The 26,411-nt window shown below is 57.9% G+C and carries 22 protein-coding genes and 1 pseudogene; 7 read left to right on the top strand and 16 right to left on the bottom strand.

All coding sequences use genetic code 11. From position 1 onward, the window contains the following. The first annotated feature begins 471 nt into the window (after positions 1-471). The 4 genes from ACWB12_RS12965 (at position 472) to ACWB12_RS12950 (ending at position 4,038) form a co-directional block, all read left to right on the top strand. Positions 472-1,179: a DUF484 family protein gene (locus ACWB12_RS12965; protein ID WP_479530508.1), complete on the top strand. Its 708-nt coding sequence runs from the start codon at positions 472-474 to the stop codon at positions 1,177-1,179. After that, on the top strand, positions 1,176-2,102 hold the full coding sequence (locus ACWB12_RS12960; RefSeq protein ID WP_479530507.1) for a tyrosine recombinase XerC: 927 nt from the start codon (positions 1,176-1,178) through the stop codon (positions 2,100-2,102). The genes ACWB12_RS12965 and ACWB12_RS12960 overlap by 4 nt, the downstream gene beginning before the upstream one ends. Positions 2,103-2,113: 11 nt before the next feature. Continuing rightward, the gene (locus tag ACWB12_RS12955) at positions 2,114-2,998 is read left to right on the top strand and encodes a DMT family transporter (RefSeq protein WP_479530506.1); all 885 of its coding nucleotides are present in this window, start codon (positions 2,114-2,116) and stop codon (positions 2,996-2,998) included. 344 nt (positions 2,999-3,342) lie between these two features. Continuing rightward, on the top strand, positions 3,343-4,038 hold the full coding sequence (locus ACWB12_RS12950; RefSeq protein WP_479530505.1) for a CDP-alcohol phosphatidyltransferase family protein: 696 nt from the start codon (positions 3,343-3,345) through the stop codon (positions 4,036-4,038). Here ACWB12_RS12950 and ACWB12_RS12945 read toward each other — a convergent pair. Genes ACWB12_RS12945 through ileS form a run of 3 tightly spaced genes read right to left on the bottom strand, consistent with a single transcriptional unit; the run spans position 4,025 to position 8,283 of the window. Continuing rightward, entirely contained in the window at positions 4,025-4,861 is an 837-nt protein-coding gene (locus ACWB12_RS12945; protein WP_479530504.1) for an EamA family transporter, read from the bottom strand. The genes ACWB12_RS12950 and ACWB12_RS12945 overlap by 14 nt on opposite strands. After that, complete coding sequence (locus ACWB12_RS12940) at positions 4,858-5,325, bottom strand: methylated-DNA--[protein]-cysteine S-methyltransferase (protein WP_479530503.1); 468 nt, start codon at positions 5,323-5,325, stop codon at positions 4,858-4,860. Before ACWB12_RS12940 ends, ACWB12_RS12945 begins: the two co-directional genes overlap by 4 nt. Positions 5,326-5,376: 51 nt before the next feature. Then, positions 5,377-8,283, bottom strand: a complete 2,907-nt coding sequence (gene ileS, locus ACWB12_RS12935; RefSeq protein ID WP_479530502.1) for an isoleucine--tRNA ligase — start codon at positions 8,281-8,283, stop codon at positions 5,377-5,379. 193 nt (positions 8,284-8,476) lie between these two features. On the opposite strand from ileS, the gene ACWB12_RS12930 reads away from it, so the two are divergent. After that, on the top strand, positions 8,477-9,658 hold the full coding sequence (locus ACWB12_RS12930; RefSeq protein WP_479530501.1) for an FAD-dependent oxidoreductase: 1,182 nt from the start codon (positions 8,477-8,479) through the stop codon (positions 9,656-9,658). A gap of 87 nt (positions 9,659-9,745) precedes the next feature. Next, positions 9,746-10,153 (top strand): group III truncated hemoglobin, encoded by a 408-nt coding sequence (locus tag ACWB12_RS12925; RefSeq protein ID WP_479530500.1) that lies wholly within the window; start codon positions 9,746-9,748, stop codon positions 10,151-10,153. Positions 10,154-10,155: 2 nt separating this feature from the next. Here ACWB12_RS12925 and ACWB12_RS12920 read toward each other — a convergent pair whose 3' ends face one another. The 3 genes from ACWB12_RS12920 to ACWB12_RS12910 are packed head-to-tail and all read right to left on the bottom strand — an operon-like array spanning position 10,156 to position 15,416. Further along, positions 10,156-12,990: a DUF2339 domain-containing protein gene (locus ACWB12_RS12920; protein ID WP_479530499.1), complete on the bottom strand. Its 2,835-nt coding sequence runs from the start codon at positions 12,988-12,990 to the stop codon at positions 10,156-10,158. Positions 12,991-13,026: 36 nt separating this feature from the next. Then, positions 13,027-14,034: a YcjF family protein gene (locus ACWB12_RS12915; RefSeq protein WP_479530498.1), complete on the bottom strand. Its 1,008-nt coding sequence runs from the start codon at positions 14,032-14,034 to the stop codon at positions 13,027-13,029. Continuing rightward, positions 14,031-15,416: a YcjX family GTP-binding protein gene (locus ACWB12_RS12910; protein ID WP_479530497.1), complete on the bottom strand. Its 1,386-nt coding sequence runs from the start codon at positions 15,414-15,416 to the stop codon at positions 14,031-14,033. The genes ACWB12_RS12915 and ACWB12_RS12910 overlap by 4 nt, the downstream gene beginning before the upstream one ends. A 197-nt stretch (positions 15,417-15,613) precedes the next feature. On the opposite strand from ACWB12_RS12910, the gene truA reads away from it, so the two are divergent. Continuing rightward, positions 15,614-16,384, top strand: coding sequence for a tRNA pseudouridine(38-40) synthase TruA (gene truA / locus ACWB12_RS12905; RefSeq protein ID WP_479530511.1), 771 nt, complete (start codon positions 15,614-15,616; stop codon positions 16,382-16,384). Here the strand turns inward: truA and ACWB12_RS12900 are convergent. From ACWB12_RS12900 to ACWB12_RS12855, 10 genes and pseudogenes are all read right to left on the bottom strand, one after another. Beyond that, positions 16,357-17,652: an amidohydrolase family protein gene (locus tag ACWB12_RS12900; protein WP_479530496.1), complete on the bottom strand. Its 1,296-nt coding sequence runs from the start codon at positions 17,650-17,652 to the stop codon at positions 16,357-16,359. The two genes, truA and ACWB12_RS12900, sit on opposite strands and share 28 nt — an antisense overlap. Positions 17,653-17,661: 9 nt before the next feature. Then, positions 17,662-18,603, bottom strand: a complete 942-nt coding sequence (locus ACWB12_RS12895; RefSeq protein WP_479530510.1) for an ABC transporter permease — start codon at positions 18,601-18,603, stop codon at positions 17,662-17,664. Then, positions 18,603-19,673: an ABC transporter permease gene (locus ACWB12_RS12890; protein ID WP_479530509.1), complete on the bottom strand. Its 1,071-nt coding sequence runs from the start codon at positions 19,671-19,673 to the stop codon at positions 18,603-18,605. The genes ACWB12_RS12895 and ACWB12_RS12890 overlap by 1 nt, the downstream gene beginning before the upstream one ends. Beyond that, on the bottom strand, positions 19,673-21,190 hold the full coding sequence (locus ACWB12_RS12885) for an ABC transporter ATP-binding protein (protein WP_479530495.1): 1,518 nt from the start codon (positions 21,188-21,190) through the stop codon (positions 19,673-19,675). The genes ACWB12_RS12890 and ACWB12_RS12885 overlap by 1 nt, the downstream gene beginning before the upstream one ends. Before the next feature lie 42 nt (positions 21,191-21,232). Beyond that, positions 21,233-22,225 (bottom strand): BMP family protein, encoded by a 993-nt coding sequence (locus ACWB12_RS12880; RefSeq protein WP_479530494.1) that lies wholly within the window; start codon positions 22,223-22,225, stop codon positions 21,233-21,235. Positions 22,226-22,295: 70 nt separating this feature from the next. Then, positions 22,296-23,297: an ABC transporter ATP-binding protein gene (locus ACWB12_RS12875; protein ID WP_479530493.1), complete on the bottom strand. Its 1,002-nt coding sequence runs from the start codon at positions 23,295-23,297 to the stop codon at positions 22,296-22,298. Then, on the bottom strand, positions 23,294-24,325 hold the full coding sequence (locus ACWB12_RS12870; protein ID WP_479530492.1) for a Gfo/Idh/MocA family protein: 1,032 nt from the start codon (positions 24,323-24,325) through the stop codon (positions 23,294-23,296). The genes ACWB12_RS12875 and ACWB12_RS12870 overlap by 4 nt, the downstream gene beginning before the upstream one ends. Continuing rightward, positions 24,322-25,161 (bottom strand): carbohydrate ABC transporter permease, encoded by an 840-nt coding sequence (locus tag ACWB12_RS12865; RefSeq protein WP_479530491.1) that lies wholly within the window; start codon positions 25,159-25,161, stop codon positions 24,322-24,324. Before ACWB12_RS12865 ends, ACWB12_RS12870 begins: the two co-directional genes overlap by 4 nt. Before the next feature lie 13 nt (positions 25,162-25,174). After that, positions 25,175-26,092 carry a carbohydrate ABC transporter permease gene (locus ACWB12_RS12860; protein ID WP_479530490.1) on the bottom strand — a complete coding sequence of 306 codons (918 nt, stop codon included), beginning with the start codon at positions 26,090-26,092 and terminating at the stop codon, positions 25,175-25,177. A 61-nt stretch (positions 26,093-26,153) separates the two neighbouring features. Further along, positions 26,154-26,411 (bottom strand): annotated as a pseudogene (locus tag ACWB12_RS12855) (sugar ABC transporter substrate-binding protein); the annotation flags it as partial.

The following is a 26,411-nucleotide window of genomic DNA, read 5'->3' as shown; positions in this document are numbered from 1 at the left end:
CCGCGCTCCTCCCCCCCCGGCCCCCTCCGCCCGGCGCCGCCGCCCCCCCCCGAGGTCCGCCCCCATCGGACGAAAGGCGCCTTCAGCAATATCACTATATATCTGCACGTTACTGACGATGATGTCTCTCATGCTTTCGATCCTCTCTACTTCCAAGAAAAGCATTTCAGTTGTGGGCGGATGCTGCAATATAAACCACCGAATTCCACGACCGTGATCAGTTGAACCCACCTTTCAAACCCGTCATTCACCAAAATCACTGTTAACCCCTAACGCGCATTTTATCATATGCGATTCATATGGTTTTCATATGCAATTCATATCCCTTATAACCACGCGCCCGCCGCCCGTTTCTGTTGTCCTCAAAACACGAAACCCAATCCGCACACCCCACCGCCGAAAAACCCCATGACTTGCCTGAACAATTCGGTCTATAGTGCCGGAAACCAAGGCAAATATGGTAAGGCAGGCATGACAAACACCGTACAACAGTTGGAAGAGCTGCGTGACAAGCTGATCGCGGACCCGGATGTTATTCTGGAAGACAAAGACCTGATGCGCGCGCTTGTATCGGCCAATGAGGCCCAAATGGGCAGCAATATCATTGACTTACGAGGCATCGCCATGGAACGGCTCGAGGCCCGCCTTGACCGCCTTGAGGACACCCACCGTTCCGTCATCGCCGCCGCTTACGAAAATCTGGCCGGCACCAATCAGGTGCATCGCGCCATCCTACGGATGCTGGACCCCGCCGAGTTTGAAAATTTCCTACGGGATCTGGACGGCGAAGTTGCCGATATTCTGGGCGTCGATTGTGTGCGTCTGGTGCTGGAATCCGTGCAAAACGAAAATGATCCGGCGGTGAAACGTCTTGGCGATGTGTTGAACGTTGCCGAGCCCGGTTTTATCGAGACATATCTGACCAACGGCAAGCGCAGCACCTCGCGCCAAGTGACCCTGCGCCAGATCAAACCCGAGACCGATGTGATCTATGGCGAAGCCTTTGACTGGATCCGTTCCGAGGCCGCCCTGAAACTGGATTTCGGCAATGGCCGTTTACCTGGTATGCTGGTGATGGGGTCCGAGGACCCGCACCACTTCAAACCCAACCAAGGCACTGATTTACTAGCCTTTTTCGCCGGTGTATTTGAACGGGCCATGCGTCGCTGGCTGTCATGACTCTGTGCGCCATATCCCCAGCGGCAACTGATACGCTCGAGGAATGGCTGACCACAATCAAAGCCCTGAACAACGCCGCCGACAATACAATCGAGGCCTACCGCACCGACCTATTAGGCTATCTCGCCTTCATCACCCAACATTTTGGCGATGCCACAGGCCTTGCACCCCTTAAACAGGTCAAAGTCACCGACATCCGCGCATGGATGGCACATGAGCGCGGGCGCGGGGTTTCCGCACGATCCTTGGCCCGCTCATTATCAGCCGTAAAATCCTTTTATCGCTGGTTGTCCGAACGCGACGGGTTTGACGCCACGGTCGTCCTGTCCGCCCGCTCGCCCCGCTTCCAGAAAAAACTGCCGCGCCCGCTGGCCGAAGACGCCGCCCGCGCGATGATCGAAACCGTCGAATTCCAGTCGGCAAACGAATGGGTCGCCGCCCGTGACGCCGCCGTGATCACCCTGCTATATGGCTGCGGCTTGCGGATATCCGAGGCCTTATCCCTAACCGGTGCCGACGTCCCCCTGCCCGACGTGCTGCGCATCACCGGCAAGGGCAACAAGACCCGCATCGTGCCGGTGATCGACGCCGCCCGCTCCGCCGTGTCCCGCTATTTACGCATCTGCCCCCACCCGCTGGACCCCACCGCCCCGCTGTTCCACGCCGTGCGTGGTGGCCCCCTACGGCCCCGCGCCATCCAAAAAGCAATGGAGGCCACCCGTATGCAGCTGGGCCTGCCCGCCACCGCCACACCGCACGCCATGCGCCATTCATTCGCCACTCACTTGCTAAGTGCGGGCGGTGATCTGCGTGCCATTCAGGAACTGCTGGGTCACGCCTCATTGTCGACCACACAGGCCTATACCTCGGTCGATACCGCGCGACTGATGGAAGTCTATGACAAGACCCATCCACGGGCATAAGGTAACGCCACATGTTCGCCAATCCGAATGCCCGCGCCGCTCTATTGGCCTTGTTTGCCTCGGCAGTCCTAAGCTTCATCGACAATTTCGTCTTCAGCGTCTCGAAGGAAGCCGGGATATGGCAATTTCAGGTCGTGCGCACCCTACTAGCGATCCCTTTGCTGCTGGTAATAGGCATGATGGCCTCTCATAGCTTGCGACCGGTTAACTGGGGGAAACTGGCCCTACGCAGCCTTACTGTGTCTACCGGCCTTCTAATCTATTTCGCCGCCCTTGGTGTTTTGCCGGTCGCACAGGCCGCTGCCGGCCTGTTCAGCGCCCCTATCTGGGTGCTGCTGTTTTCTGCCCTGTTGTTCTCGGCCCGTATTACACGGTTCCAACTCATGGCAATCTTTGCGGGGTTTGGGGGCGTGTTGATGCTTTTGCAGCCCGACCTACAGGCCCTGTCCAGACTCTCGCTATTGCCGCTGGCCGCAGGCGTGTTCTATGGGCTGGGAATGCTGCTCACACCGCACACTTGCGCCAAGGAAAGCCCGATCACCCTGACCATTGGCATATTCCTGACCATCGGCTTGATCAGCCTTGTGCTGCTGATTTATTTCACCGTCTTCCCATCCGCTGACCAAACCTTCTTAACCAAAGGCTGGGTCGCACCATCAGCCCGCTTCTTCTGGTTGACCCTGTTTCAAGCGGTCGGTGCGGTCATCGCGGTAAGCTGCATTTCCCAAGCCTACCGGATCGGCACACCACCTTACGTCGCGGTGATCGAATACTCGTTTCTGATTTTCGCCAGCCTCTGGGCATTTTTGCTGTGGGGCACGACCACAACCCCCCTTTCAATCGTCGGAATTGTGGTCATCCTGATCTCGGGCGCGGCCCTCTCAAAGCGGCAATGAAGACTGCTGCATTGCTCCCGATTCTTCTTTTCCCAAATATCTCCCGCGCGGAGCGCATAAACTCTGCTGCGCCGAATTAACCAACAGTTCATCCCTTGCCCCAAACCCGCAACGCTCGCCCAGTTAACCCAAAGACTGGTGAATATCATATGTAGGTAATCCATACGGTTTCCATACGATTTCCATATTGTAAAAATCCGCTCGCTTCCCTTGTTAACCTGCCTTTTTGTCGCGTTTCGTCCAGTCTAGGGAAACGTCCGGCAAAACCCACACCGAACGTTGCAATTTCCATCAAAGCCCATCCTGATATTGTCACCCATCAAAAAATACGCCATGACACTTTCATGACAGCACAATTACGCGCCATATCCGTTCATTTGTTCACCGCCACTGGCGCGGTTCTGGCCATGTTAGCTATGCTCGCCGCTGTGGATCAGAAATGGGATATGATGTTCCTCTGGCTGGTTGTCGCCTTTTTCGTCGACGGGATCGACGGGCCGCTGGCGCGTAAATACAACGTGAAAACCTATGCGCCGCAAATCGACGGCGAGCTGTTGGACCTGATCATTGACTATTTGACCTATGTGTTCATCCCCGCCTTTGCCCTGTTCAAATCGGGGCTTTTGCCCAACTGGACCGGCTGGATTGTAATCATTGTAATCACCTTTGCCAGCGCCTTGTATTTTGCAGATACGCGTATGAAAACAAAGGATAATTCATTTTCTGGCTTCCCCGGCTGCTGGAACATGGTTGTGCTGGTTCTGTTTGCAGTCGAGCCCAATTACTGGCTGATGCTGGCGCTGGTTGTCGGCCTGTCCATCACCATGTTCATCCCGCTAAAATTCGTCCACCCCGTGCGCACCGAACGCTGGCGCTCCATCACTTTGCCAATGGCGCTGGCGTGGACATTCTTTGCCGGTTGGGCCGCGTGGGTCGATTTCCATCCGCAAAGCTGGGCGCATTGGGGGCTGGTTGTCACCAGTATTTACCTGATCAGCGCAGGGATTTTGCAGCAAATTATACCCGCTAAAGCCGTGTAAGGATTACACCCGCCACGATCAATGCAACGGCTGCAACCTTGCCCTTGTTCATCCGTTCGCCAAAAACGACCCAACCAAGCAACACCGCAAACAAGATCGAGGTTTCACGCAGCGCCGCCACCAGCGCGATCGGCGCCACCGTCATCGCCCAGACTGCAATCGCATAGGCCCCGTAGGACGCCACAGCCGCAGTCATGCCCAACCCCCAAACCTTTGGTTTTGCGATAAAAACAACTCGTCCACGCAACCCGTAGGCCACCGGCACAAAGCCAACAGCATCGAATACAAACAGCCACGCAACATACATCACCGCATCCCCCGCCACGCGCGCGCCCATACCATCGACCAACGAATAGGCAGCGGTGGCGATGGCCGAACACAGCGCCAGCGGCACCAGCCGTCGGGACTCGCCATTGGCAAACACCCCGTGCGCCATTAGCAAGATGCCAAGCCCCAGCAGGGCGATGCCGATTTGTTCAAACCCGCCAATCACATCGGTCAGGAACAACACGCTGACAACCATCACCATCATCGGGGCCGCCCCGCGGGCAATCGGGTAAACACGGCTCAAATCGCCCTGCTCATAGGCAAAGGCCAGAAAGAATTTATAGGCTGAATGCAGCAGGCCTGATCCGATAACCCAGAACCAGACCTCGCCCTGTGGCATGGCGCGGGTTGTGGCGATCACCGCGCCCATGACGCCCTGCACCACGGTCATGATCAGCATACCGGTCAGCTTGTTGCCGCCGGTTTTGATCAGCGCATTCCATGTGGCATGCAGCAGCGCCGCCCCCATGACGGCCAGAAAAACGAATGTGGTCAAATCAACAGCCCCGCCGCCCCTTCATGGCGCAGCAATTGCACCTTTAGTTCAATTCCGGCCAAGCCCCCGCCATCACCGGAAAACCCGCCAAGGCCGGTTGCGCCCAGCACACGGTGACACGGGACAATCAACGGGATCGGATTGCCGCCACAGGCCTGCCCGATGGCTTGGGCGGGGATGTTCAACTGCTTGGAGATGTCGCCATAAGTGACTGTTTCACCGAAAGGAATTGCCAACATTGCATCACACACTGCTCGTTGGAAAACGCTGCCCTCTACCCGCAATGGCACATCAAATTCTGTGCGGGTGCCTGCGAAATATTCATCAATCTGGGCGCGGGCCTTGCGCAGCAATGGCGTGTCATCACGACCCTCTGCACCGCCCCATTTCACTGCAACAATCGCGCCGTCCTCCTCGGTGATTGTCAGAGGACCGGTCGGGGTGTCTATGGTTAAACAGGGCATGAGGAACCCTCGCGCATACGCGGGCCTATCGCAAGGCCCGCGTGTGTTTTCCTAGCTCAAGGCCGCATCACAGCGCCCGCAGACATCCGCGTGATCATGCTTGCCCACGTCCGGCAGGATTTTCCAGCAGCGCATACATTTCTGCCCCTCGGCGCGTTCAAATTCAACGCCCACGCCCTCGACTTCCGGCAAGCGGAACGCCGCATCAGGGATCGGGTCAGCCGACAGATGGATATCCGAGGTGATGCAGATATCGGCAAAGTTCACCGACTTGGCCGCGGCCAGCATATCGGCGTCACGGATGTGCACGGTCGGGCCTGCTTCTAGGCTCGCACCAATCACCTTTTCCTGACGCTGGATTTCAATCGCCCCCGTCACCACGCGGCGCACCTTGCGGATGGTCGCCCATTTCGCGGCCAAATCCTCATCCCGCCAACTATCGGGCGTTTCGGGGAAATCCTCCAGATGCACCGAAATATCATCGCCTTCATTACGCTGTAGCCAGACCTCTTCCATCGTGAAGGTCAGGATCGGGGCCAGCCATGTGGTCAGGCGGTGGTGCAACATATCCAGCACCGTCAGGGCCGCGCGGTTGGTGGCACTATCGCCATCACAATAGAGCGCGTCCTTGCGGATGTCGAAATAGAACGCCGACAAATCCAGCGTGGCAAATTCAAACAGGGCGCGGAACACGCCCTGGAAATCATAAGCCGCGTAGCCGTCACGCACCACTTGGTCCAGCTCGGCCAGACGGTGCAGCACCCAACGCTCCAGCTCGGGCATGTCGGCGGGTTCAACCACATCCTTGCGATCAAACTCGCTCAATGACCCCAGCATAAACCGCATGGTATTGCGCAAGCGCCGGTAACTGTCGGCGACACCTTTCAGAATTTCCGGCCCGATCCGCTGATCAGCGGTAAAGTCCACCTGCGCCACCCAGAGGCGCAAAATATCGGCACCATATTGTTTGACCACAGTGTCCGGCACGATGGTGTTGCCCAGCGATTTGGACATCTTCATGCCCTTTGCATCCAGCGTAAACCCGTGCGTTAAAACTCCGCGATAGGGCGCGCGACCATTGGTGCCACAGCTTTGCAACAAGGACGAATGGAACCAACCGCGATGCTGGTCGGTGCCCTCCAGATACAGATCGGCGATACCATCGTCCGAGCCATCTTCGCGGTCGCGCAGAACGAAGGCATGGGTCGAGCCACTATCGAACCACACGTCCAGAATGTCCGAAACCAGTTCCCATTCGTCCGGATTGTGATCCGAGCCTAGGAACCGCGCCTTGGCACCTTTTTCAAACCACGCATCCGCGCCCTCATTGCGAAACGCCTCGGCAATGCGTGCGTTCACCGCCGGATCACGCAGGATTTCGACCTGCCCATCACCCGCATCCTTGATGAAACACGTCAACGGCACGCCCCATGCGCGTTGCCGTGACATCACCCAGTCGGGGCGACTTTCGATCATTGAATACAGACGGTTACGGCCGGTTTTCGGCGTCCATTGCACGTTGTCGATCTCGGTCAGGGCACGTTCACGGATAGTCTTGCCATGCGTGTCCATCCCGTCACCCAGTTCCTTATCAATCGCCACAAACCACTGCGGCGTGTTGCGGAAAATCACCGGCGCTTTGGAGCGCCACGAGTGCGGATAGCTGTGCTTGATCCGGCCCCGAGCGATGAGTGCTCCGGCCTCGACCATCTTGGCGATCACCGCGTTGTTGGCTTTGCCCTCTTTGCCCTTGCGGTCATAAACCCGCAGTCCGGCAAAGAACGGCACAAACTCTTCAAAGGCGGAATCCTCGTTGACGTTATGGGTCATCCGGTCGGTCCAGCCGCGTTTGACGAAGGCTTCGTAGTCGTCGGCCCCGTGGGATGGGGCGGTGTGAACGAACCCCGTGCCTGCCTCGTCGGTGACGTGATCGCCGTCGATCATCGGGATATCATAGGCCCAGAAATCATCCATATTGGCAAACGGGTGACCCATTAGATCAATGTTCTCAGGATCAACATTCTCGACACGATTATAATGGGTTACTCTAGATTTTCCTAAAACATCCTCAGCCAAAGCGTCAGCCAGAACAAAGCGATCGCCTTTCGCTGCCCAACTTTCCTCTTCGGTGGCTTCAACCTCATACAACCCGTAAGAGATTTTTGGGTTGTATGCGACAGCTTTATTCGAGGGAATTGTCCATGGCGTCGTAGTCCAAATGATAACCGATGCGCCAAGCAAATTTTTCAATTTAACATCACTTTGGGACGTAACCTGTTTAATCGGGAACTTCACCCAGATCGTGTGGCTCTGATGATCGTGATATTCGATCTCGGCCTCAGCCAGCGCAGTTTTCTCAACCGGCGACCACATCACCGGCTTTGAGCCACGATAGAGCGAGCCGTTCATCACAAACTTCATGAACTCCTCGGCGATCACGGCCTCGGATGAGAAATCCATTGTCTTATACGGGTTAGCCCAGTTGCCTGTGATCCCCAGCCGCTTGAACTCATCGCGCTGAATGTCGACCCAACCCTCGGCAAACTTGCGGCACTCGCCACGCAGCTCGTTGATTGGCACAGCATCTTTGTCTTTGCCCTTGGCGCGGTATTGCTCCTCGACCTTCCATTCAATCGGCAGCCCGTGGCAATCCCAGCCCGGGATATAGCGCGCATCACGGCCCATCATTTGTTGCGACCGCACCACCATATCTTTGAGGATTTTGTTCAGCGCGTGACCGATGTGCAAATGGCCATTCGCATAGGGCGGGCCGTCATGCAGGGTGAAGGGTTTGCGCCCCTTGGCGGTTTCACGCAGGCGGTCATAAACACCGATTTGCGCCCAACGCGCCAGCCATTCAGGCTCGCGTTTTGGCAGGCCGGCCCGCATCGGAAAATCGGTTTTCGGCAGGTTCAGGGTGGATTTATAGTCGGGGGTATCAGGTGTGTCGGCGCACATAACGGCATCCTTGGATAGAGTATTTCAACTGGGTGAAGGGCGGCGCGACCATGTCATGCGCCTTTATCCCGACGGCTCTGGTTTCAGAGCGCCGGGCACGTAATTCGTATTATGGTCGCGAATATGCTGTTCATAGGGGGCGTTATAGGCGCACAAGGGCGTATCGTCCAGTGGGATAGGGCTAAGGTAGGGTATGGCAGGTAACAAGTTGGATATTGCGATAGCAGGGGCCGGTATTGGCGGGTTGGCGTCGGCGGCATTGCTGGCGGCGGACGGGCACAATGTGGTGGTGTTTGACCAGTTCGCCAAACCGTTGCCGGTGGGTTCGGGGCTGGTGATTCAACCCGTCGGGCAGGAGGTGCTGGCGCGGATCGGGGCGCTGGAAAGTGCCGTGGCCAATGGCAGCCGGATCACGCGGATGCTGGGACACGAGGCCGATAACGGGCGCCGCGTGCTGGATGTCTGGTATGACCGCAAGGCAGGTCAGCATTTTGGGCTGGCAATCCACCGCGCGGCACTGTTTGGGGCGATCCATGATGCGGCTTTGCGTGCGGGGGCGCGGATTGTGCCGAATGCACAGGTGGTGGCGGCCTCAGCGGGCATGTTGACCTTAGCAGGAGGGCAGAGCAAAGGCCCGTTTGACCTGATTATTGACGCCTGCGGCGCAAGCTCTCCCTTATCACCATTAAAGGCGCGATCCCTGCCATATGGCGCGATCTGGGGCACGGTGGATTGGCCGGAGGAAACTACATTAATGCCCGACATGCTAACGCAAGTTTATCGGCGCGCCGACCGGATGATTGGCGCGATGCCGATTGGCACAGGGGGTATGGGCACCACTAACAAAGCTGCGATATTCTGGTCCTTGGGGCGGGATGCGCATGAAGGTTGGGAAGCGGCGGGCCTTGCCGCATGGAAGGATGAGGCCAGCGCACTGTGGCCCGATATTGTCCCATTTCTGGATCAGGTGACGGACCCCGCACAAATGACCATGGCCCGCTACACCCACGGCACGCTACGCCGGCCTTATGGCGACCGTCTGGCCATCATTGGTGACGCTGCGCATCGCGCCAGCCCGCAATTGGGTCAGGGCGCGAATATGGCGCTGCTGGATGCGCTGGCCCTGCGCGAAGCGTTGCGGCGAGCCGAGGGTATGGCCGCGCTGAAGCTCTATGCCAAGGCTCGCCGCTGGCATGTGCGCAGCTATCAGTTAATGAGCCGTATTTTCACGCCACAATACCAATCCGACAGCCGTATTCTGCCGATTTTTCGGGACCGTGTGCTGTTTCCGCTGTCTATGCTACCCCCCGTGCCGCGCCTTCTGACGCGACTGGTGCGGGGTGATATGTTACCGCCATTGGGGCGGCTAAGGTAGGGCAACAGGTTGCGACAATGCATCCGCTTTCGTCGCGCGTTGCAATACCTTATAAATAGAGTCGGATTAACCAAAAGGCCACCTGTAATGACCACAATGCCCCCCCGATTCCCGATCACAGCAGAACAAATCGATCTGGTGATGGCCCGTTTTTACGACAAGGTGCGCAAAGACCCCACACTGGGGCCGATCTTTGATGGCCACATCGATAACTGGCCCGAGCACGAGGCAAAGATCGCCGGTTTCTGGCGCAATGCCATCATGTTTGAGCGCAGCTATGACGGCAATCCGATGCGGGCGCACATGATGGCGGGCGACGTGCGGGCGGATCATTTCGATGGCTGGTTGGCGCTGTTTGACGAGGTGCTGGAATCCACCTTACCCGCCGAATCCGCGAGCGCATGGTCCAGCCTTGTGCATCGTATTGGTCGCGGGTTGCGGATGGGGGTGCAGGATGTGCAAAAACCTGCGGGGGACGTGCCGATGTTTGGCTAGGGTTAATCCTTGGGCTTGGCTTTGGGTTTTGCTTTGGGTTTGGGTTTTGCCTTTGGTTTGGGTGTGGCTTTGGTTTTGGGCTTTGCCACAGCCTTAGTCTTTTTCTCTCCCATATCGACGGGTTTATCTTCCGGTTTACCATTGGGTTCCGGCTCATCCCCGCCCAGATCCCATTGCAACATCATCTGCCGGTTGACCCATGCCAATCCGGCCAATGACAGGCCAAGCCCAAGGAAAGATGCCACGCGGATCAGCCCTGTTAGCCCCGACATATCAATCAGGAATACCTTGGCAATGGTCAGGCCAATCCCGACAATCGCCGCCTTGCGGATCAGATCGGAACGTTTGGAAAACGCAAAGAACAGCAGCGCGACCGACACCAGCAACATGGCAATCGTATAACTATACAGTTCGCCATCCGTGGTCCCGCGATGGGCCAGCACATCGCCCTGCCAGAACCGGCGAATTTCCAACCCGACATATAGCGCAGATAGCCCCACGGCAAACGCGCCCAGAGCTATGCGCAACCAACGGTGCAGGTGATCAAACCAAAGCGCCACAAAGGCAAACAGCAACGCTGGCAGCAGATAGGCCACCATCAGCGTATCCAGAACGGGCGGCCCCTGAACCACCTCGTAACTGGCAAACAACGGGTTCACGACAGTCAGCGCCGCAGCCATCGCCAGCAACCCGACAGCGCCGAAAACAGTTGCCAGCCCCATCCGCACCCAACGCATCCGCCCGCCGATTTTCAAACGGTACAGCTGATTGGCCGATGAAATCAGCCAGATCAGCGCGAACACCCCGACCAAGGCGTGGCCGTTGTCAGCCCCATCAAATGTTCGCAGCAGGGCGATTGATACGAATATCCCGCTCAAGGTCCAGACAGCAGATTCCATCACCACTATTGCCGCTGTTCGGGCGCGGGTTTTGAGCAAGAACCACGTTGCGGCAAACAGCGCTATCACTCCGCCATAGGCCAGCACAAATTCAATTAGCGGCGCGTCATACGCCCAGAACACACCTGGGTCGGCCACCAGTCGATAGCCAACCACCACACCGCCAACCTGCACAAACACCGACAGCAGTTTCAAATCCAGCTGCCGATCAATCAAAGCCGCCAACAGCACCATCACCGCAATCGCCAGCGTGAGCGCGACTGATGACAACATCACCATCAGCGCGAAACTGATCATCGTCATGGCAGACAGCGCGAATATCGCGGCCCGTCGCCGATCCTCGCCATCCATCCGCGCCACTTGCACAGCAAACAGGGTCATCACAGTCGCCACCGCCATCGCGTGCCACGCCCACATCCCCTTGCCCAGAACCGAAACAGGCAGCCACCAGATTTCAATCAGCGCCACGACCAAGGGCGCGAACAACGCAGCCCCTCCGGCCCAAACCAGACGGTATTCTTTTTCACGCAATCCCCGCCAGAATATCAGCGCCGATCCGGCCAATGCCATCGCCACAATCACCGTCACATCCCAAGGCGGAGATGCTTCGGGCAATCTGTGGCGGCCGGACTTGAAGGCCAGATACAGGTTGCCGATCGATTCTGATTGGGCAAACAGCACGAAAAGAAACGCCAATGGCGGTAAGATAATTGTGTCACGCAACGCCGGAGCGCGGCCAAACCAGATCACAGCCATACCCAACAAGATAGCCAAGGTGACCAGCACCAGCCACACCTCGGCAGCACTTGACGCCTTTAGAGAAACCAGCACCGCAACGATTGTCGCCGCAACGAATGCCCCCGTTGCCAACCGCGTCGGGAATTCAGGCCAGTCCGGTTTACGCCCCCCAAACCGCGCCAATGACACCGACACCATTTCGCCCGCGTGGTGCGGCCAGATTTGCAGCGGCGGGATCATCGCAACCCCAATGGCGGCAATCAGCGCAAAGCCAAGGAAATGCACCCCGCCCGCGCCCAGATAAAAGGTGAACCACGCAGCAATAAAGGTGAACACCAGCGCCAGCGCCGACACCCACGCCCAGCGCTTGATCGCATCCACCAGCATTCCGGTTACGGCGATCAGCGCAAAGTAGTAGTAAAACAGCCAGCCATCATCGCTGCTGCCACCCACCAGAAACGGGGCTGCCGTTGCGCCGATGATACCGACCATTGCCAGCAAAGGCCCGTAAAACCAGCCCAGAACCACCGCCAAACCCGACACCGCAACCAGCCCGGCCAGCGCCATTTCAGCCCCGATCAGCCCATACATCTGCCGCGCCGCCAGCACACCGGCAAACAGCGCCACCAGCCCCGCACCGGAAAACACCGAGGGCAGATAGGCCGTATGGCTGTCTCCCTCGTCCCCCGCGCGCCGCCTGATCCATTCCCCCGCAACAATTAACGCAGCCCCCAATCCGAGCGCACCCATGACCCGCCAAAACGGCGTCAAATACCCGTTTTCAATGCCGTATTGCACGAAAAACACACCCGATAGCGCCAAAGACAGCGCCGCAATGGCATAGAACCAGTTTTCTTTCATCCACCCCATCAGGGCTGACACCCGTTCGGGCGTGAAAACAAAGGCCTTTGGCACAGGGTATTTCGCAATATGTTCGGGCAACTCGCCCGCCACCCATATCGGCTCGGCCTCGTCTTCCTTAGCGGGCTTTTTAGGCTTCCACGGGTCGGATTGGGGCAGCACATCCTTGATGGCAACGGCATCTTCGTCCGACACATCCTCGGCAACGGGGGCGGGCGCACCTTCGCCGCCCTCCAGCCCTGAAATCCGGTTTTGCAAGCTGGTCACGGTCTTTTTCAACTTCAGATGACTGTAAAGCAGATAAAGCGCTAATAATAACGTCGGGATAACCAGTTCCAAAGCAAACCTCGCAAAAAACTAAATAGTTTCGCTAACCTACCCGCGCCCGAATAACCCCGCAAGCGCCCGTTTGACCAACCCTGTAACTGATGGTCGTTTGGCAACAATAAACGGCAGCGGGCGGCACACTTCCATCGCGGCCACGCCGACGCGGGCGGTCAGGGCACCGTTGATCACCCCCTCGCCAAACCTGCGCGATATTTTGGCCATCACACCGCCGCCTGCAATGGTGCCGATCAGATCATCCCCCACCGCAACCGCGCCCGTGGCCACCAGATGGGTGAACACCGCACGCGTCAGCCGCCAATTGCCCAAAGTGCCGGAACGCCCGCCGTAAACCTCGGCAATGCGCCGGATCATTCGTAGGTTCGCCGTCAGGGCCACGAACACGTCCGCCAACGCCAGCGGCACGATCGCCGTCACCGTCGCCACTTGGCGGGACGCCGCCTCGATCTCCTTGATGGCTTGGGTGTCCAGCGGCACAATCACTTCGGTTTCGGCCAACGCCAGCAATCCGTCTGCATCACACATATCACCTTGTCGCTCGGTAAAATTGGCGCGCCCCCATTCGGTATCTGGGCGTGCGGCGTATAGCGTCATTAATCGCTGCGTTACATCCCTTGCGGTCGACAAATCCCCTGTGGCCAGGGCTGCTTCGGCCCTCCGATGCACCCGATCCAGCCGTTTGAGGCGGGCGAACCCCAATGCTTCGCGCAGCGCGATCACCAACAGCACGATGATAAACAGCGCAATCAGACCCAGCGCAACATAGCCAAGGTATTGATTCCGTGCGATCATGCCGTTGACAAAATCCCACGCCGCCACCGACAGGGCAAAGCCCGCCAACGCCACCAGCGCCCCCCAGAACCAGCGCCCAACCCGCGACGGTTTTCGCGCGGCCATCTTGGCTAATGTCTGCATCGCCTGCCCTTGTGGTGCGGCCATCTCGGGCACCGGTGGTGCAGTGGCGGGGGTAATGTCCGGCCTGTCCTGATCCAGTTCGATCAACACCGGGCCACCTGAGCCGCTTGATTTCTTGCTCATCTCAAATAATCCCCGATCAGAAATTCGGCGGCCTTGTCCAGCCGGATATGCGGCGGTCCTTCATTCGGCTTCAGCACCAGCGGTGCGGGGGCAAAGCTCATGATCTGGTAATCATCCCCCAGCCATTCATCCGCCCCGTCCCGTGCCGGCCCCAGTAATTTCGCCGGATCATCCGGCAATTCACCGGGGTAAAACGCGGCCTGCTTGCCGCTGTCCAGCAAAGTGCCGCGCACGCAATCCAGTTGTTTGCCATCGTGGTTCAACGTTTCCTCGACCGTGGCCCGCAGCGATGCAATCGACATCGCCGCAGTTAGTGCACCTGAAAAATCGGCGCGGTCTTTTGCCCCCCGTAACATCGCCGCCACAATTGCGGTCAAACGCGGATGCTGGCGGTGGTGCAAATGATCGGCCTTGGTGGCGGCAAACAGGATACGATCCACCCGATGCACCCCGAACAGGGACGCCAGAAACCCGACCTTACCTACTTTGAACGCCGCCAAAATATCCGCCATCGCACTGCGCATATCCTCAACGGCCTGTGGACCACTATGAATGGCACCCAGCGCGTCAATCAACACCATTTGGCGGTCAATCTTTGCGAAATGATCGCGGAAAAACGGCTGCACCACCTTTTTCTTATAAGCTTCATAACGGCGCTCCATTTCGCGCCACATCGACCCGCGTTTGTGGTTCTCAGGCTCGGTCAATGGCGCGAATGTCAACGCTGGTGAGCCTTCCAATTCACCCGGCAATATAAACCGACCCGGTGTACAATCCGAAAATCCTGCGGCGCGGGCGGCGTGCAGATAGGTGGTGAATGAGGCCGCCAATTCTTGCGCAGCGGCCTCGTCATACTTTGCCGCCGGATCAACCACTATATTGAGAAATTCTGCCGCACAATCGCGGGACTGAAGGCTTTCCAACACACCCTGCGCCCATTCGCTGTATGTTTTCTCAAGCAACCCGAGGTCCAGCAACCACTCGCCCGGATAATCGACAATATCCAGATGCACAGTGCGCGGGCCTGACAGCCCTCCCAATAGCCCCGTCGGCTGCACCTTTAACGACACCCGCAATTGTGACACGGTACGGGTGCTTTGGGGCCAATAAGGTTGATCCGCCGTCAATGCCGCCAAATGCGCCTCGTATTCAAAGCGCGGCGTTGTGTCATCGGGTTGGGGCTGCAAATATGCAGCCTGCACTGCCCCATTTGCCACGCCCAACAATTGCCCCATGCGGCCGCGGTCCAGCAGGTTGGCCACCAGTGATGTGATAAACACCGTTTTTCCGGCACGGCTCAGCCCCGTGACGCCCAACCGCACCGTCACCTCGGAGCCGATCCAGCCCCCCGTCACACCATTCAAAACTTCCGAAATACGCACCACTGCCCCCTTGCCTTGCAAGCAAGATAAGGCCCCGATGACGGAATGCCTAGGGCCAGAATCCAAAGGTGTCTATTTTCGTTCCATAAATCTCCGCGCCGCAGGCAAAAGAATTTTTATGCCTGCGGCAGAGATATTTGGGAAAAGAAGAAGGGGTGCGGATTGCCAACCTTACCGCACCGCGCTACCCATGCGTCATGCCACGTTATGCTTTGAAAATCGAATATGACGGCGCGTCGTTTTATGGCTGGCAGCGCCAGATTGATCTGCCCACAGTGCAAGGGGCAGTTGAAGATGCCTTGCGCATGTTGGAGCCGGATTTTGATGGCATTCAGGCCGCAGGGCGCACCGATGCGGGGGTGCATGCAACAGGGCAAGTTGCCCATTGCGATATGGTCAAGGACTGGGATGCGTTCCGGCTAATGGAAGCATTGAATTACCACCTGAATCGGGTGCCGATCTCAATCTTGCAGGTCGCACGGGTATCGGATGAGTTTCACGCCCGGTTTTCGGCCCGCGAGCGGCGCTATCTGTTCCGCCTGATTTCCCGTCGCGCACCGGTGGTTCATGACCGTGGCAAGGTCTGGCAGGTCAAACATCCACTGGATCCGGCAGCCATGCAGCAAGGCGCGGATATGCTGTTGGGTCTGCATGATTTCACCACGTTCCGCTCGACCATGTGTCAGGCGGCCTCGCCCGTTAAAACGCTGGACGAGCTGCGGATTGAAAGCTTTGACATTCCCTATGGGCAGGAGTTTCATTTCCACCTTAGGGCTCGCAGCTTCTTGCACAATCAGGTGCGCAGTTTTGTCGGGTCGTTAGAACGTGTCGGGGCTGGCGTCTGGTCCCCCGGTGATGTGCGCGATGCTCTAGAAGCCAAAGACCGCACCGCCTGTGGGCCGGTTTGCCCGCCGCAGGGGTTATATCTGGCCCATGTCGATTACCCCGAACTGCCTTTTGGCGCATAGGTCGACGCATCCAGCGTTTCAGGCCGTTTGGGTAATTCCAGCGCATGTTCCACCCGCGGGCTGCGGGCAATCACCTTGCCAGCCCGCACCGTCGCCAACCGATGCGCCCTAAGGCGAAGCGCCTCGATCGGATCATCCGCTTGCAACAACACGAAATTGGCATCACAACCAACATCCAGCCCGTAGCCATCCAACCCCATCACGTTGGCCGAATTCGCAGTCACCGCATCAAAGCACCAGCGCATATCGGCGCGGCTGGATAGCTGCCCCACATGCAGCCCCATCGCCGCCACATCCAGCATGTCGGCGCGGCCCAGCGAATACCACGGGTCCATCACACAGTCCGACCCAAAGCCGATATTCACTCCGGCATCGCGCAATTCCGGCACCCGCGTTTGGCCACGGCGTTTGGGGTATGTGTCATGGCGGCCCTGTAGCATGATGTTGATCAGCGGGTTTGGCACCGCATGCAGCTGGGCCTCGGCAATTAGTGAGATCAGCTTGCTCACATAGTAATTATCCATCGAATGCATCGAAGTCAGGTGCGATCCGGTCACGCGCCCTTGCAAGCCCAGACGCGTGGTCTCATAGGCCAACATTTCTACATGGCGGCTCATCGGATCATCAGATTCGTCACAATGCATGTCGACGCGCAAGCCGCGTTCAGCGGCGATCTCACACAGCTGCCGCACTGATTCCGCACCATCCGCCATGGTCCGTTCAAAATGCGGGATGCCGCCCACCACATCAACGCCGCGATCCAGCGCACGGATCAGGTTTTGCATCGCGGTCGGGTCGCGCAACACCCCGTCTTGCGGGAAGGCCACCAGTTGCAGATCCAGATACGGCGCAACGCGCTTTCGCACCTCAAGCAGAGCATCCACACCCTTCAGTTGATCATCGCAAACATCCACATGACTGCGGATCGCGCCGATGCCCATCGTCACGGCCAAATCGCAATACCGCATGGCGCGCTCGATAATTTCATCGACAGTTTGCTGTGGCTTTAATTCGCCCCACAGCGCGATACCTTCCAGCAATGTGCCGGATGTATTCATCCGTGGCCGACCCAGCGAAAGCGTTGCGTCCATATGAAAATGCGGGTCCACAAAGGGCGGCGAAACCAGTTGGCCGCATGCGTCCAGAACCGTGCCAGCCTCGCCGGTTACGTCACGGCCAACGGCGGTGATTTTGCCCTCGATGCAGCCGATATTCACCTGCGTGCCATCGGGTAGCACCGCATTTGTCACCAGTAGATCAAAACTCATCGCATTCTCCTATCGGTGGCCCTTGAACCACGGCTGCAACAGCGCCCGTGGATACTCGGCTTTTCTGGCAACAAACACCAGCGCCACGATGGATAAAACGTAAGGGGCCATCAGGAATATCTGTGACGGAATGATCGCGCCCGCTTCGGTTTGTAGGCGCACCTGAAAGGCATCAAACATGCCAAACAACAGCGCGCCCAACAGCGCCTTGCCGGGGCGCCAACTGGCAAAAATCACCAAGGCAATGCAGATCCAGCCGCGCCCGCCGACCATCCCGAAAAAGAACGCGTTAAACGTCGACATGGTTAGGAACGCACCGCCAAGCGCCATCAAGGCCGACCCTGCCATCACGGCCCCAATCCGCAACTTATAAACTGACAAGCCTTGTGCATTGACCGCATCGGGGTTGTCGCCAACCGCCTGAATGGCAACGCCTAACGGGGTGCGATTGATCACCCACCAAACCACGCCGACAAGGATCAAAGCCAACCAAGTCATCGCGGTTTGCTGGAACACTACAGGGCCGAAAAACGGGATATCGGACAAGAATGGCACGTCCATCGGTTGGAACGCTTTGATGCGTGGCGGTGAGGAAACATCCGGCAACATCGTGCGGTATAGGAAGGACGCGGACGAGGTGGCAAACAGCGTAATCCCCAAGCCCGACACATGTTGCGACAACCCCAGCGGCACAGTCAAAATGGCGTGAAACAAGCCAAACAACGCCCCAACGCCAGCCGCGGCAAGCACACCTCCCCATAGGGACGCACCATAATAAACTGACATCCATCCGACCATCGCCCCGACGACAAAAATACCCTCAATGCCCAAGTTCAACACGCCCGCACGCTCACACAACAGCGCGCCAAGCACGCCAAAAATCAGCGGTGTGGCGATGCGCAATGACGCCCCCCAGAAGCTTTCGTTCAGGAAGATTTGCAGCAGGTCCATCATGGTTTTACCCCCGCTTTGGTAGTAAATTTAATGCGGTAGCGGGCGAAAAATCCGCCCACCAGCACCGAAATCAGCGACAGCGACACGACCAAATCGGCCAGAAAACTGGAAACCCCCATGGCGCGGCTCATACTGTCAGCGCCAACGAACACGCTTGCCACATAAAGTGCTGCGATCACCACGCCGATCGGCGACAGGCCCGCCAGCATCGCCACCACAATTCCGGAATAGCCGTATCCTGGCGACAGGTCCGTGGTCAGATACCCCTTCAGGCCCACGACTTCGCTGACCCCCGCTAGCCCCGCCAAAGCACCGGAAATACAGGCCACGCCCAGCAAGGTGCGATTGACGCCAATGCCCGCGTGACGGGCGGCGGCGGCGTTTTCACCCACCGCGCGAATTTTGAAACCCCATGTGGTTTTGGTCAATGCGATTTGCGCAATCACCGCCGCGATCAGCGCCACGATCAACCCGCTGTGGATGCGCATCCGATCCATCAGACGCGGCAGGGCGGCGCTATCAAGGATCGGTTCGGATTGCGGCCAGCCCATGCTCATCGGGTCTTTCAGTGGCCCTTCCAGCATCATCTGAACAAAGATCAGGATGATGAAATTCAGCAGTAATGAGGTCACCACTTCGTCCGCCCCGAACCGCGTTTTCAGCAGCGCAGGGCCGAGCATCCCTGCCGCCCCCGCAGCCGCCCCCGCCAGCATCACCAGCGGGATCATCAACACGGCAGGCCCGTCAACCAGCCCCGTTCCCACCGCCACAGCGCCCATCGCGCCCAGATATAACTGCCCCTCGGCCCCGATGTTCCACAGCCGCGCCTTGAAGGCCAAAGCCGCCGCCAGTCCGGTGAAAATCAGCGGCGTGGCGCGGGTCAGCATTTCGGTGAATGAGAAAACCGAGCCAAAGACCCCGATGAACATTTGCTTATAGGCGGGCAAAATCGGAGCGCCTGCAAAGGCCAGCGGCAACGCCGCCAACCCCAAGGCGAAAAGCGCCGCAATCACCGGAATCGCCATCTGCATCCCGCGCGATATGTCGCCTCTGGGTTCAATCATCATCATGCCGCCTGCCCCGCCATTAACAACCCGATTGCGGCGCGATCCCGCGTGTCGGCCTCAATCAATTGCCCGTCGTGCATCACCACAATCCGGTCTGCCAAACTCAGAACTTCGTCCAGATCTTCCGAAATCAGTAACACCCCTGCCCCGCGTTTTCGCGCCGCCATCAACCGCCGCGCAACCTCGCCTGCCGCGCCGAAATCCAGCCCGCGGGTGGGTTGGTTGGCAAGGATCACCAGTGGTTCGGTTTCCAGCACCCGCGCCAAAATAAGTTTCTGGATATTCCCGCCAGACAACAGCGCCGCGCGGGCATCCTTGCCGGGGCCGCGCACGTCATAGGCCGCAATCAACGCCTCGGCATGGTCGTCAATCGCACCCTTGCGCAGGAACCCGCGACGCTGAACATCCGGCTGATCCAGTCGCTCCAGAACCAGATTTTCAGCCACCGTCATACTGCCGACCACCCCGTCATGGTGGCGATCTTCGGGGATACGGCCAACATGCGCTTTGATCATGCCCTTGGGTGTGGGCGCAGTGATCACGTCCCCCAAAATCGCGATGCTACCGCTGTCAGGACGCACCAGTCCCGAGATCAGTTGCGCCAGCGCCGACTGGCCGTTGCCTGAAACGCCCGCCACCCCGACGATCTCGCCCGCCCGCAGGCAAAGTGATACGTTGTTCAATGAGTTACGCGCATTTTCACGCTGCACAGTGACGCCCGACAGCTCCAGAACCGGTGCGCCTGTCTCGCACGCTTCGCGGGTCGGCAGCGCAGTTTCCTCGCCCACCATCAAGGTTGCGATCTGGGTTTTGTCGGCATCAGCCGTGGTCAGCTCGCCCACCTTTTTGCCATGCCGCAACACCGCAATACGGTCGGAAAAGGCCAGAACCTCGTGCAATTTATGCGAGATGAAAATCACCGACAGGCCGCGATCCACCATCTTGCGCAAGGCTACAAACAGGCTGTCGGCTTCTTGCGGGGTCAGCACTGCGGTGGGTTCATCCAGCACCAACACGCGCGCGTCGTGAAACAGGGCTTTCAGGATTTCAACCCGTTGCCGCTCGCCAACTGACAGCGCGCCGATCTTCTCGTCCAAAGGTGCGATCAGACCGGATTCCTGCATCAACCCTTCAATCTTGGCCCGCGCGGCACGACGGTTGCGCCGCCACGACAGCAGGCTTTCTGAGCCAAGCAGAATGTTGTCCAGCGCCGATAGGTTTTCAGCCAAGGTGAAATGCTGATGCACCATGCCAATCCGTGCATCTATAGCGGCCTGAGCATTACCAGCAGGCAAACGCTTCGCCACGCCATCCTCGCCAACCATTTCAACATAGCCAGCGTCGGGCGTGTAATGGCCAAACAGCATGTTCATCAGCGTGGTTTTGCCCGCCCCGTTTTCACCGAGCAGCGCCAGCACCTCGCCGTGGTGCAGGGTCAGATCAATGGCGTCATTGGCAATAACATCGCCAAAGCGCTTGGTCAGACCGCCAAGGGTCAGGATGACAGGATTTTTCATGTGCAAACGGGGCGCCGGGATTACATCGGCGCCCCTCGCTTTCTATTTGTCGGAAACCGGCTCGTCGTTGTTCACGGTCACCGTGAACGAGCCATCCATGATCGCGGCTTTCTTGGCGTCAATCATCGAGACCACATCGGCAGGAACCAATGCACCATCGACAATCACCGAGCCACCGCCCTGCGCCATATAGCTGAACTTGCCGTAATCCTCGGCCTTGTAGCTGCCCGCCGCAACGGCTGCTATGGCCGCATCAATGGTGGGTTCCATATGCCAGATCGCCGACGATAGGATCGTGGCCGGATAATCGCTTGACGTGTCGATCACGTTGCCAATCGCCTTGGCGCCACGCTCGACCGCAGCGTCCGACACACCAAAACGTTCGGCATACATCACGTCCGCGCCCGCATCCATCATCGCAAATGCGCTCTCTTTGGCCTTGGGCGGATCATACCAGCTGTCGATGAAGTTCACGAGGAATTTGACGTCAGGGTTGGTTTCCCGCGCGCCGTCCATGAAGGCGTTCATCAAACGGTTCACTTCGGGAATGGCAAAACCACCGACCATGCCGATCACGTTGGATTTACTGGCAGCCCCTGCGGCCATGCCCGAAAGGTAAGCTGGCTCGTGGATCCAGTTGTCAAACACCGACAGGTTGTCGCCCGCAGGCTCAAACGATGAGCCCATCAAAAACGCCGTGTCAGGATAATCAGCAGCCACTTTGCGCGCCGCGCGTTCCAGCCCGAAAATCTCGCCGACGATCAGCTGTTGGCCGCCTTCAGCGTATTCGCGCATTACCCGCTCGTAATCGGTGTTGGCGACGTTCTCGGAATAAACGTAGTCGATATCGCCGCGTTTTTCGGCGGCAACCAGCGCGATGTGGATGCGGCTGATCCATTGCTGTTCAACCGGCAGGGTGAATATGCCCGCCACCTTGACCTTTTCGGCCAGTGCCGCGCCTGCAGACATCATTGTCCCCGCCGCGATTAGAGACGCCAGAACCGTGCGCCTTGTCCATGTTGTTAAAATGCTCATTGCTACCTCCCAGATGGCTATGTGGGGGAACCGTGCAATTATTTTATCATTCGGTCAACAAATATCAGCGTTACCCTAGCAATCGCGCCCCGCTATCATCAAAGAAAAACACATTCGCATCGTCAAAATCAATGCCCAGCACCTGCCCAACTTCATAAGGAAATTGACCAAACAGACGCAGGGTCAGAACATCGCCACCACTTAACTTGACCAGCAGGTTTGTCTCCGCCCCCAGTCGCTCCACATGGGTGACTGCGCCTGTCAAACGGCCCCCCTCAACCACGTGTAAATGCTCGGGCCGCACCCCCATAATTGGCCCTTGCTCAAAGCCATAAGCCCCCGCCTGAACGAAATTCATCGCGGGCGAGCCAATAAAGCTGGCGACAAACTGGTTGGCCGGATCGTTATACAGCTCCATCGGGCTGCCGATCTGTTCGATACGCCCATCACGCAGCACCACGATGCGATCCGCCAGCGTCATCGCCTCGATCTGGTCGTGGGTGACGTAGACCATAGCGCTATCAATGGTGCGGTGCAGATTGGCGATTTCGATGCGAGTGTTCATCCGCAGGGCGGCGTCCAGATTGGACAGCGGCTCGTCAAACAAAAACAGCTCCGGCTCGCGCACAATCGCACGACCAATGGCAACCCGCTGGCGCTGGCCGCCGGACAGTTCGGCAGGTCGCCGCTCTAGGTATTCATCCAGCGACAGCATCCGGCTGGCTTCAGTCACACGTTCTTCAATCTCGGCCTTTGGCGTCTTGGCCTGCTTCAATCCCAGCTCCATATTACCGCGAACGGTCAGGTGCGGGTAGAGCGCGTAGGACTGGAACACCATCGCGATGCCGCGCTTGGCGGGCGGCGTATCGGTAACCATTTGGCCCGCGATCTCGACGCTACCCGAGGTCGCTTCCTCCAGCCCTGCGATCACCCGCAGCAAGGTGGATTTACCGCAACCGGATGGGCCGACAAACACCACGAATTCGCCGTCTTCTACCGTCAGGTCGATGTCGAACAACACCTGCACCGAGCCGAATGACTTACAGATTTTATCCAGTCGAAGGGCTGTCATAACACGTCCTCTTTCAATTCAATCATCTGGCCTGTGCGGATGCTTTCATCTGCCGCCAGACAGATAGCAAGCGACGTCACCGCGTCCTGCATATGGCGGGCGAGATCGGTGTTGTTGGCGATGGCGTCCAGCATAAAGGCTTGCTCGGCATTGCACAGCGCCTGATGGTCAAGCTCGTCCGGTAGATCGATGATTTGGTCGCCGGTTAGCGTGTGCAATTTCAGCCCGCCAACCCGCGTGTGGGCGTCAATGCTATCCGTATCCACCGCATCTGCGCCGACAATCGAAACCGAGCCATTGGGCGAGATAATGTCCTTCACAAAGCTGGCAGTTTCCGACATCATCGGCCCCCATCCAGCCTCGTACCAGCCGACCGAGCCATCGGAAAACACCACCTGAAACTGGCCGTAATTATACATATCCGACGCGATTTCATCGGTCAGACGCAGGCCAATGCCATGTACCCGAACCGGCACAGCATCGGTGATCTGGCACATCACATCGACATAATGCACCCCGCAATCAACAATCGGGCTGGTGCTGGCCATAAGCGATTTATGAGTATCCCACGTCGCGCCGCTGCTTTGCTGGTTCAGGTTCAGACGAAACACATAGGGGCCGCCCAGATTGCGCGCCTCGGCAATCAGCCGTTGCCAGCTAGGATGGTGACGCAGGATATAACCAACCACCAGCTTGCGACCCAGTCGCGTGGCGGTGTCCACCACACGCCGCGCGTCCGTCACCGTGGTGGCCAACGGCTTTTCAATGAACACATCCGCCCCCGCTTGCATCGCGGCAATTGCGAAATCGGCGTGGCTGTCGGAATAGGTGGCGATGCAGACCAGACCAGGATTGGTCGCCATGCCTTCCTCAAAGGCTTTGAATCGCGGGTAGCCCTGTAATTCATCCGGCAATTCCACATCCGAACGGTTCACCAACCCGACAATCTCTGCGCCTTCATGGGCATGATACGCCAGCGCATGACTGCACCCCATATTGCCCAGACCTGCGATCAGAACACGAATCATTTCACTGCCCCCGAAGTGATCCCACGGATCAATTGGCGCGAGAAGATCACGTAGAGGACCATCACCGGAATGATCGCCATGCTTAAGGCTGACAGCACTGCATTCCAGTCGGTCACGAACTGGCCGATGAACACTTGGCTGCCCAGCGTCAGGGTTTTCGTGTCCTCACCCGGTGCCAAAATCAGTGGAAACCACAAATCATTCCAGATCGGGATCATGTTGAACACCGCCACAGTCGCCATCGCGGGGCGCACCAGTGGCAGCACTAGACGGCCAAAGATCGCGTATTCCGACAGCCCGTCGATCCGGCCCGCATTTTTCAAATCATCAGAGACCTGTTTCATAAACTCACTCAGGATAAACACCGCCAGCGGTAAACCTTGCGCCGTGTAAACGAGGATCAGCGCGAACAGCGTGTTCACCAGCCCGCTGGCCACCATCATATCCAAAATCGCCACGGTGCCGATTAGGATCGTGTTAATGATGCACAACGCCAGATAAAGGCCCATAATCGTGTTACCCTTGAACCGGTATTCAGCCAGCGCAAAGGCCGCCATCGCCCCGAACAGCAGCACCAGAACAATGGTCGAAACCGTGACGATCATCGAGTTCTGGAAGTAGAGGATAAAATCGCCCTGTTTGAACACGGTCTCATAGCCAACCGTGCTGAAGGTTTCGGAATTGGGCAGCGACAGCGGATGCCGGAAAATCGCCTTGCGGGACTTGAAGCTGTTGATAAGGATTACAAAAACCGGAAACAGTGCGATCACGGTGTAGGTCAACAAAACCGCATGTGCGGCGATGGTGTTTTTCAGATTGTGGCGGGATCGGTTCATCTGCGCGCCCCCCCTAAAACTGATACCGACGCAAGCGCGTCTGAATAGCGAACAAGTAAAAGCACACCCCGATCAGGATGATAAAGAACATCGCGCTGGCAATGGCGGACCCCATATGCGGATCAGCCAGTTGCAACTGGAACCCGAAAAATGTGCGGAACATAAAGGTGCCCAAAATGTCGGTGGAAAACGCCGGCCCCGCCAGCGCCCCTTGGGCGGTATAGATCAGATCAAACGCGTTGAAATTTCCCACAAACGTCAGGATCGAAATGATGCCGATAGAGGGCAGGATCAACGGCAGCTTGATCTTCCAGAACGCCGCCATACCGGTGACACCGTCACATTCGCCAGCTTCCAGAACCTCCTCGGGGATCGACAAAAGGGCCGCGTAAATCAGCATCATCGGGATGCCGACGAATTGCCAGACCGACACCAGCGCCAGCGTGGTCAGCGCGTATTCTTCCTTGCCCAGCCACGGGGCGAACAGGGATTTCAGCCCGACAAAATCCAGCATCGAGGGCGCGATGCCCCAAATCGGTGACAGGATCAGTTTCCACGCGAACCCGACTATTACAAATGACAGGATTGTCGGGATAAAAATCGCGGTGCGGTAAAAGGTGGCAAAGCGTAATTTCGGGTGTGACAGGATCGCGGCCAGCACGATGCCGATCGGGTTTTGCACCAGCATGTGGATGACGAAAAACCACAGGTTATTACCCAGAGAATTCCAGAATTGCCCCGACCAGTGAGCATTGCCAAACAGGGTGTTGAAATTACCAAACCCCACAAACACCCGCACGTTATCGACCTCAGAATAGAGCGCCAGACGCAGGGTGTTGAACAGCGGAAAGATCATCACGGCTGTGTAAACCAGCACCGCAGGCGCCAGAAACACCACGATATGCCACTTGAATTTAGATGTGGTCGCCATTCCGTTCCCCCCGAATGCCCCCGGCCGATCAATGCCGCCCGGGGTGATGTTATCTTACCGCTTATTGCTGCGGTGCATACCAGCTTGCCAAACCGGCTTGCAGACGTGCGCCTGCATCTTCAGGCGTCTCGGTGCCTTTGATGGCGGCAACGGATGCGCCCCAGGTTTCGGTCTCTAGGTTCGGCGTACCGCGCGACAGTATCTGGTATGTCGAGCGGATCGAGGAATTACATTTCCCGCGCCAGCTGACAAATTCCTGCGCCAGTGGATCTTCCATCGCCACGTCGTGGTTCGACAGCGAAAAGAAGCCCGGCAAAGC

This window comes from Profundibacter sp. (assembly GCF_056498605.1).
This window is presented reverse-complemented; position numbering and strand designations above follow the sequence as displayed.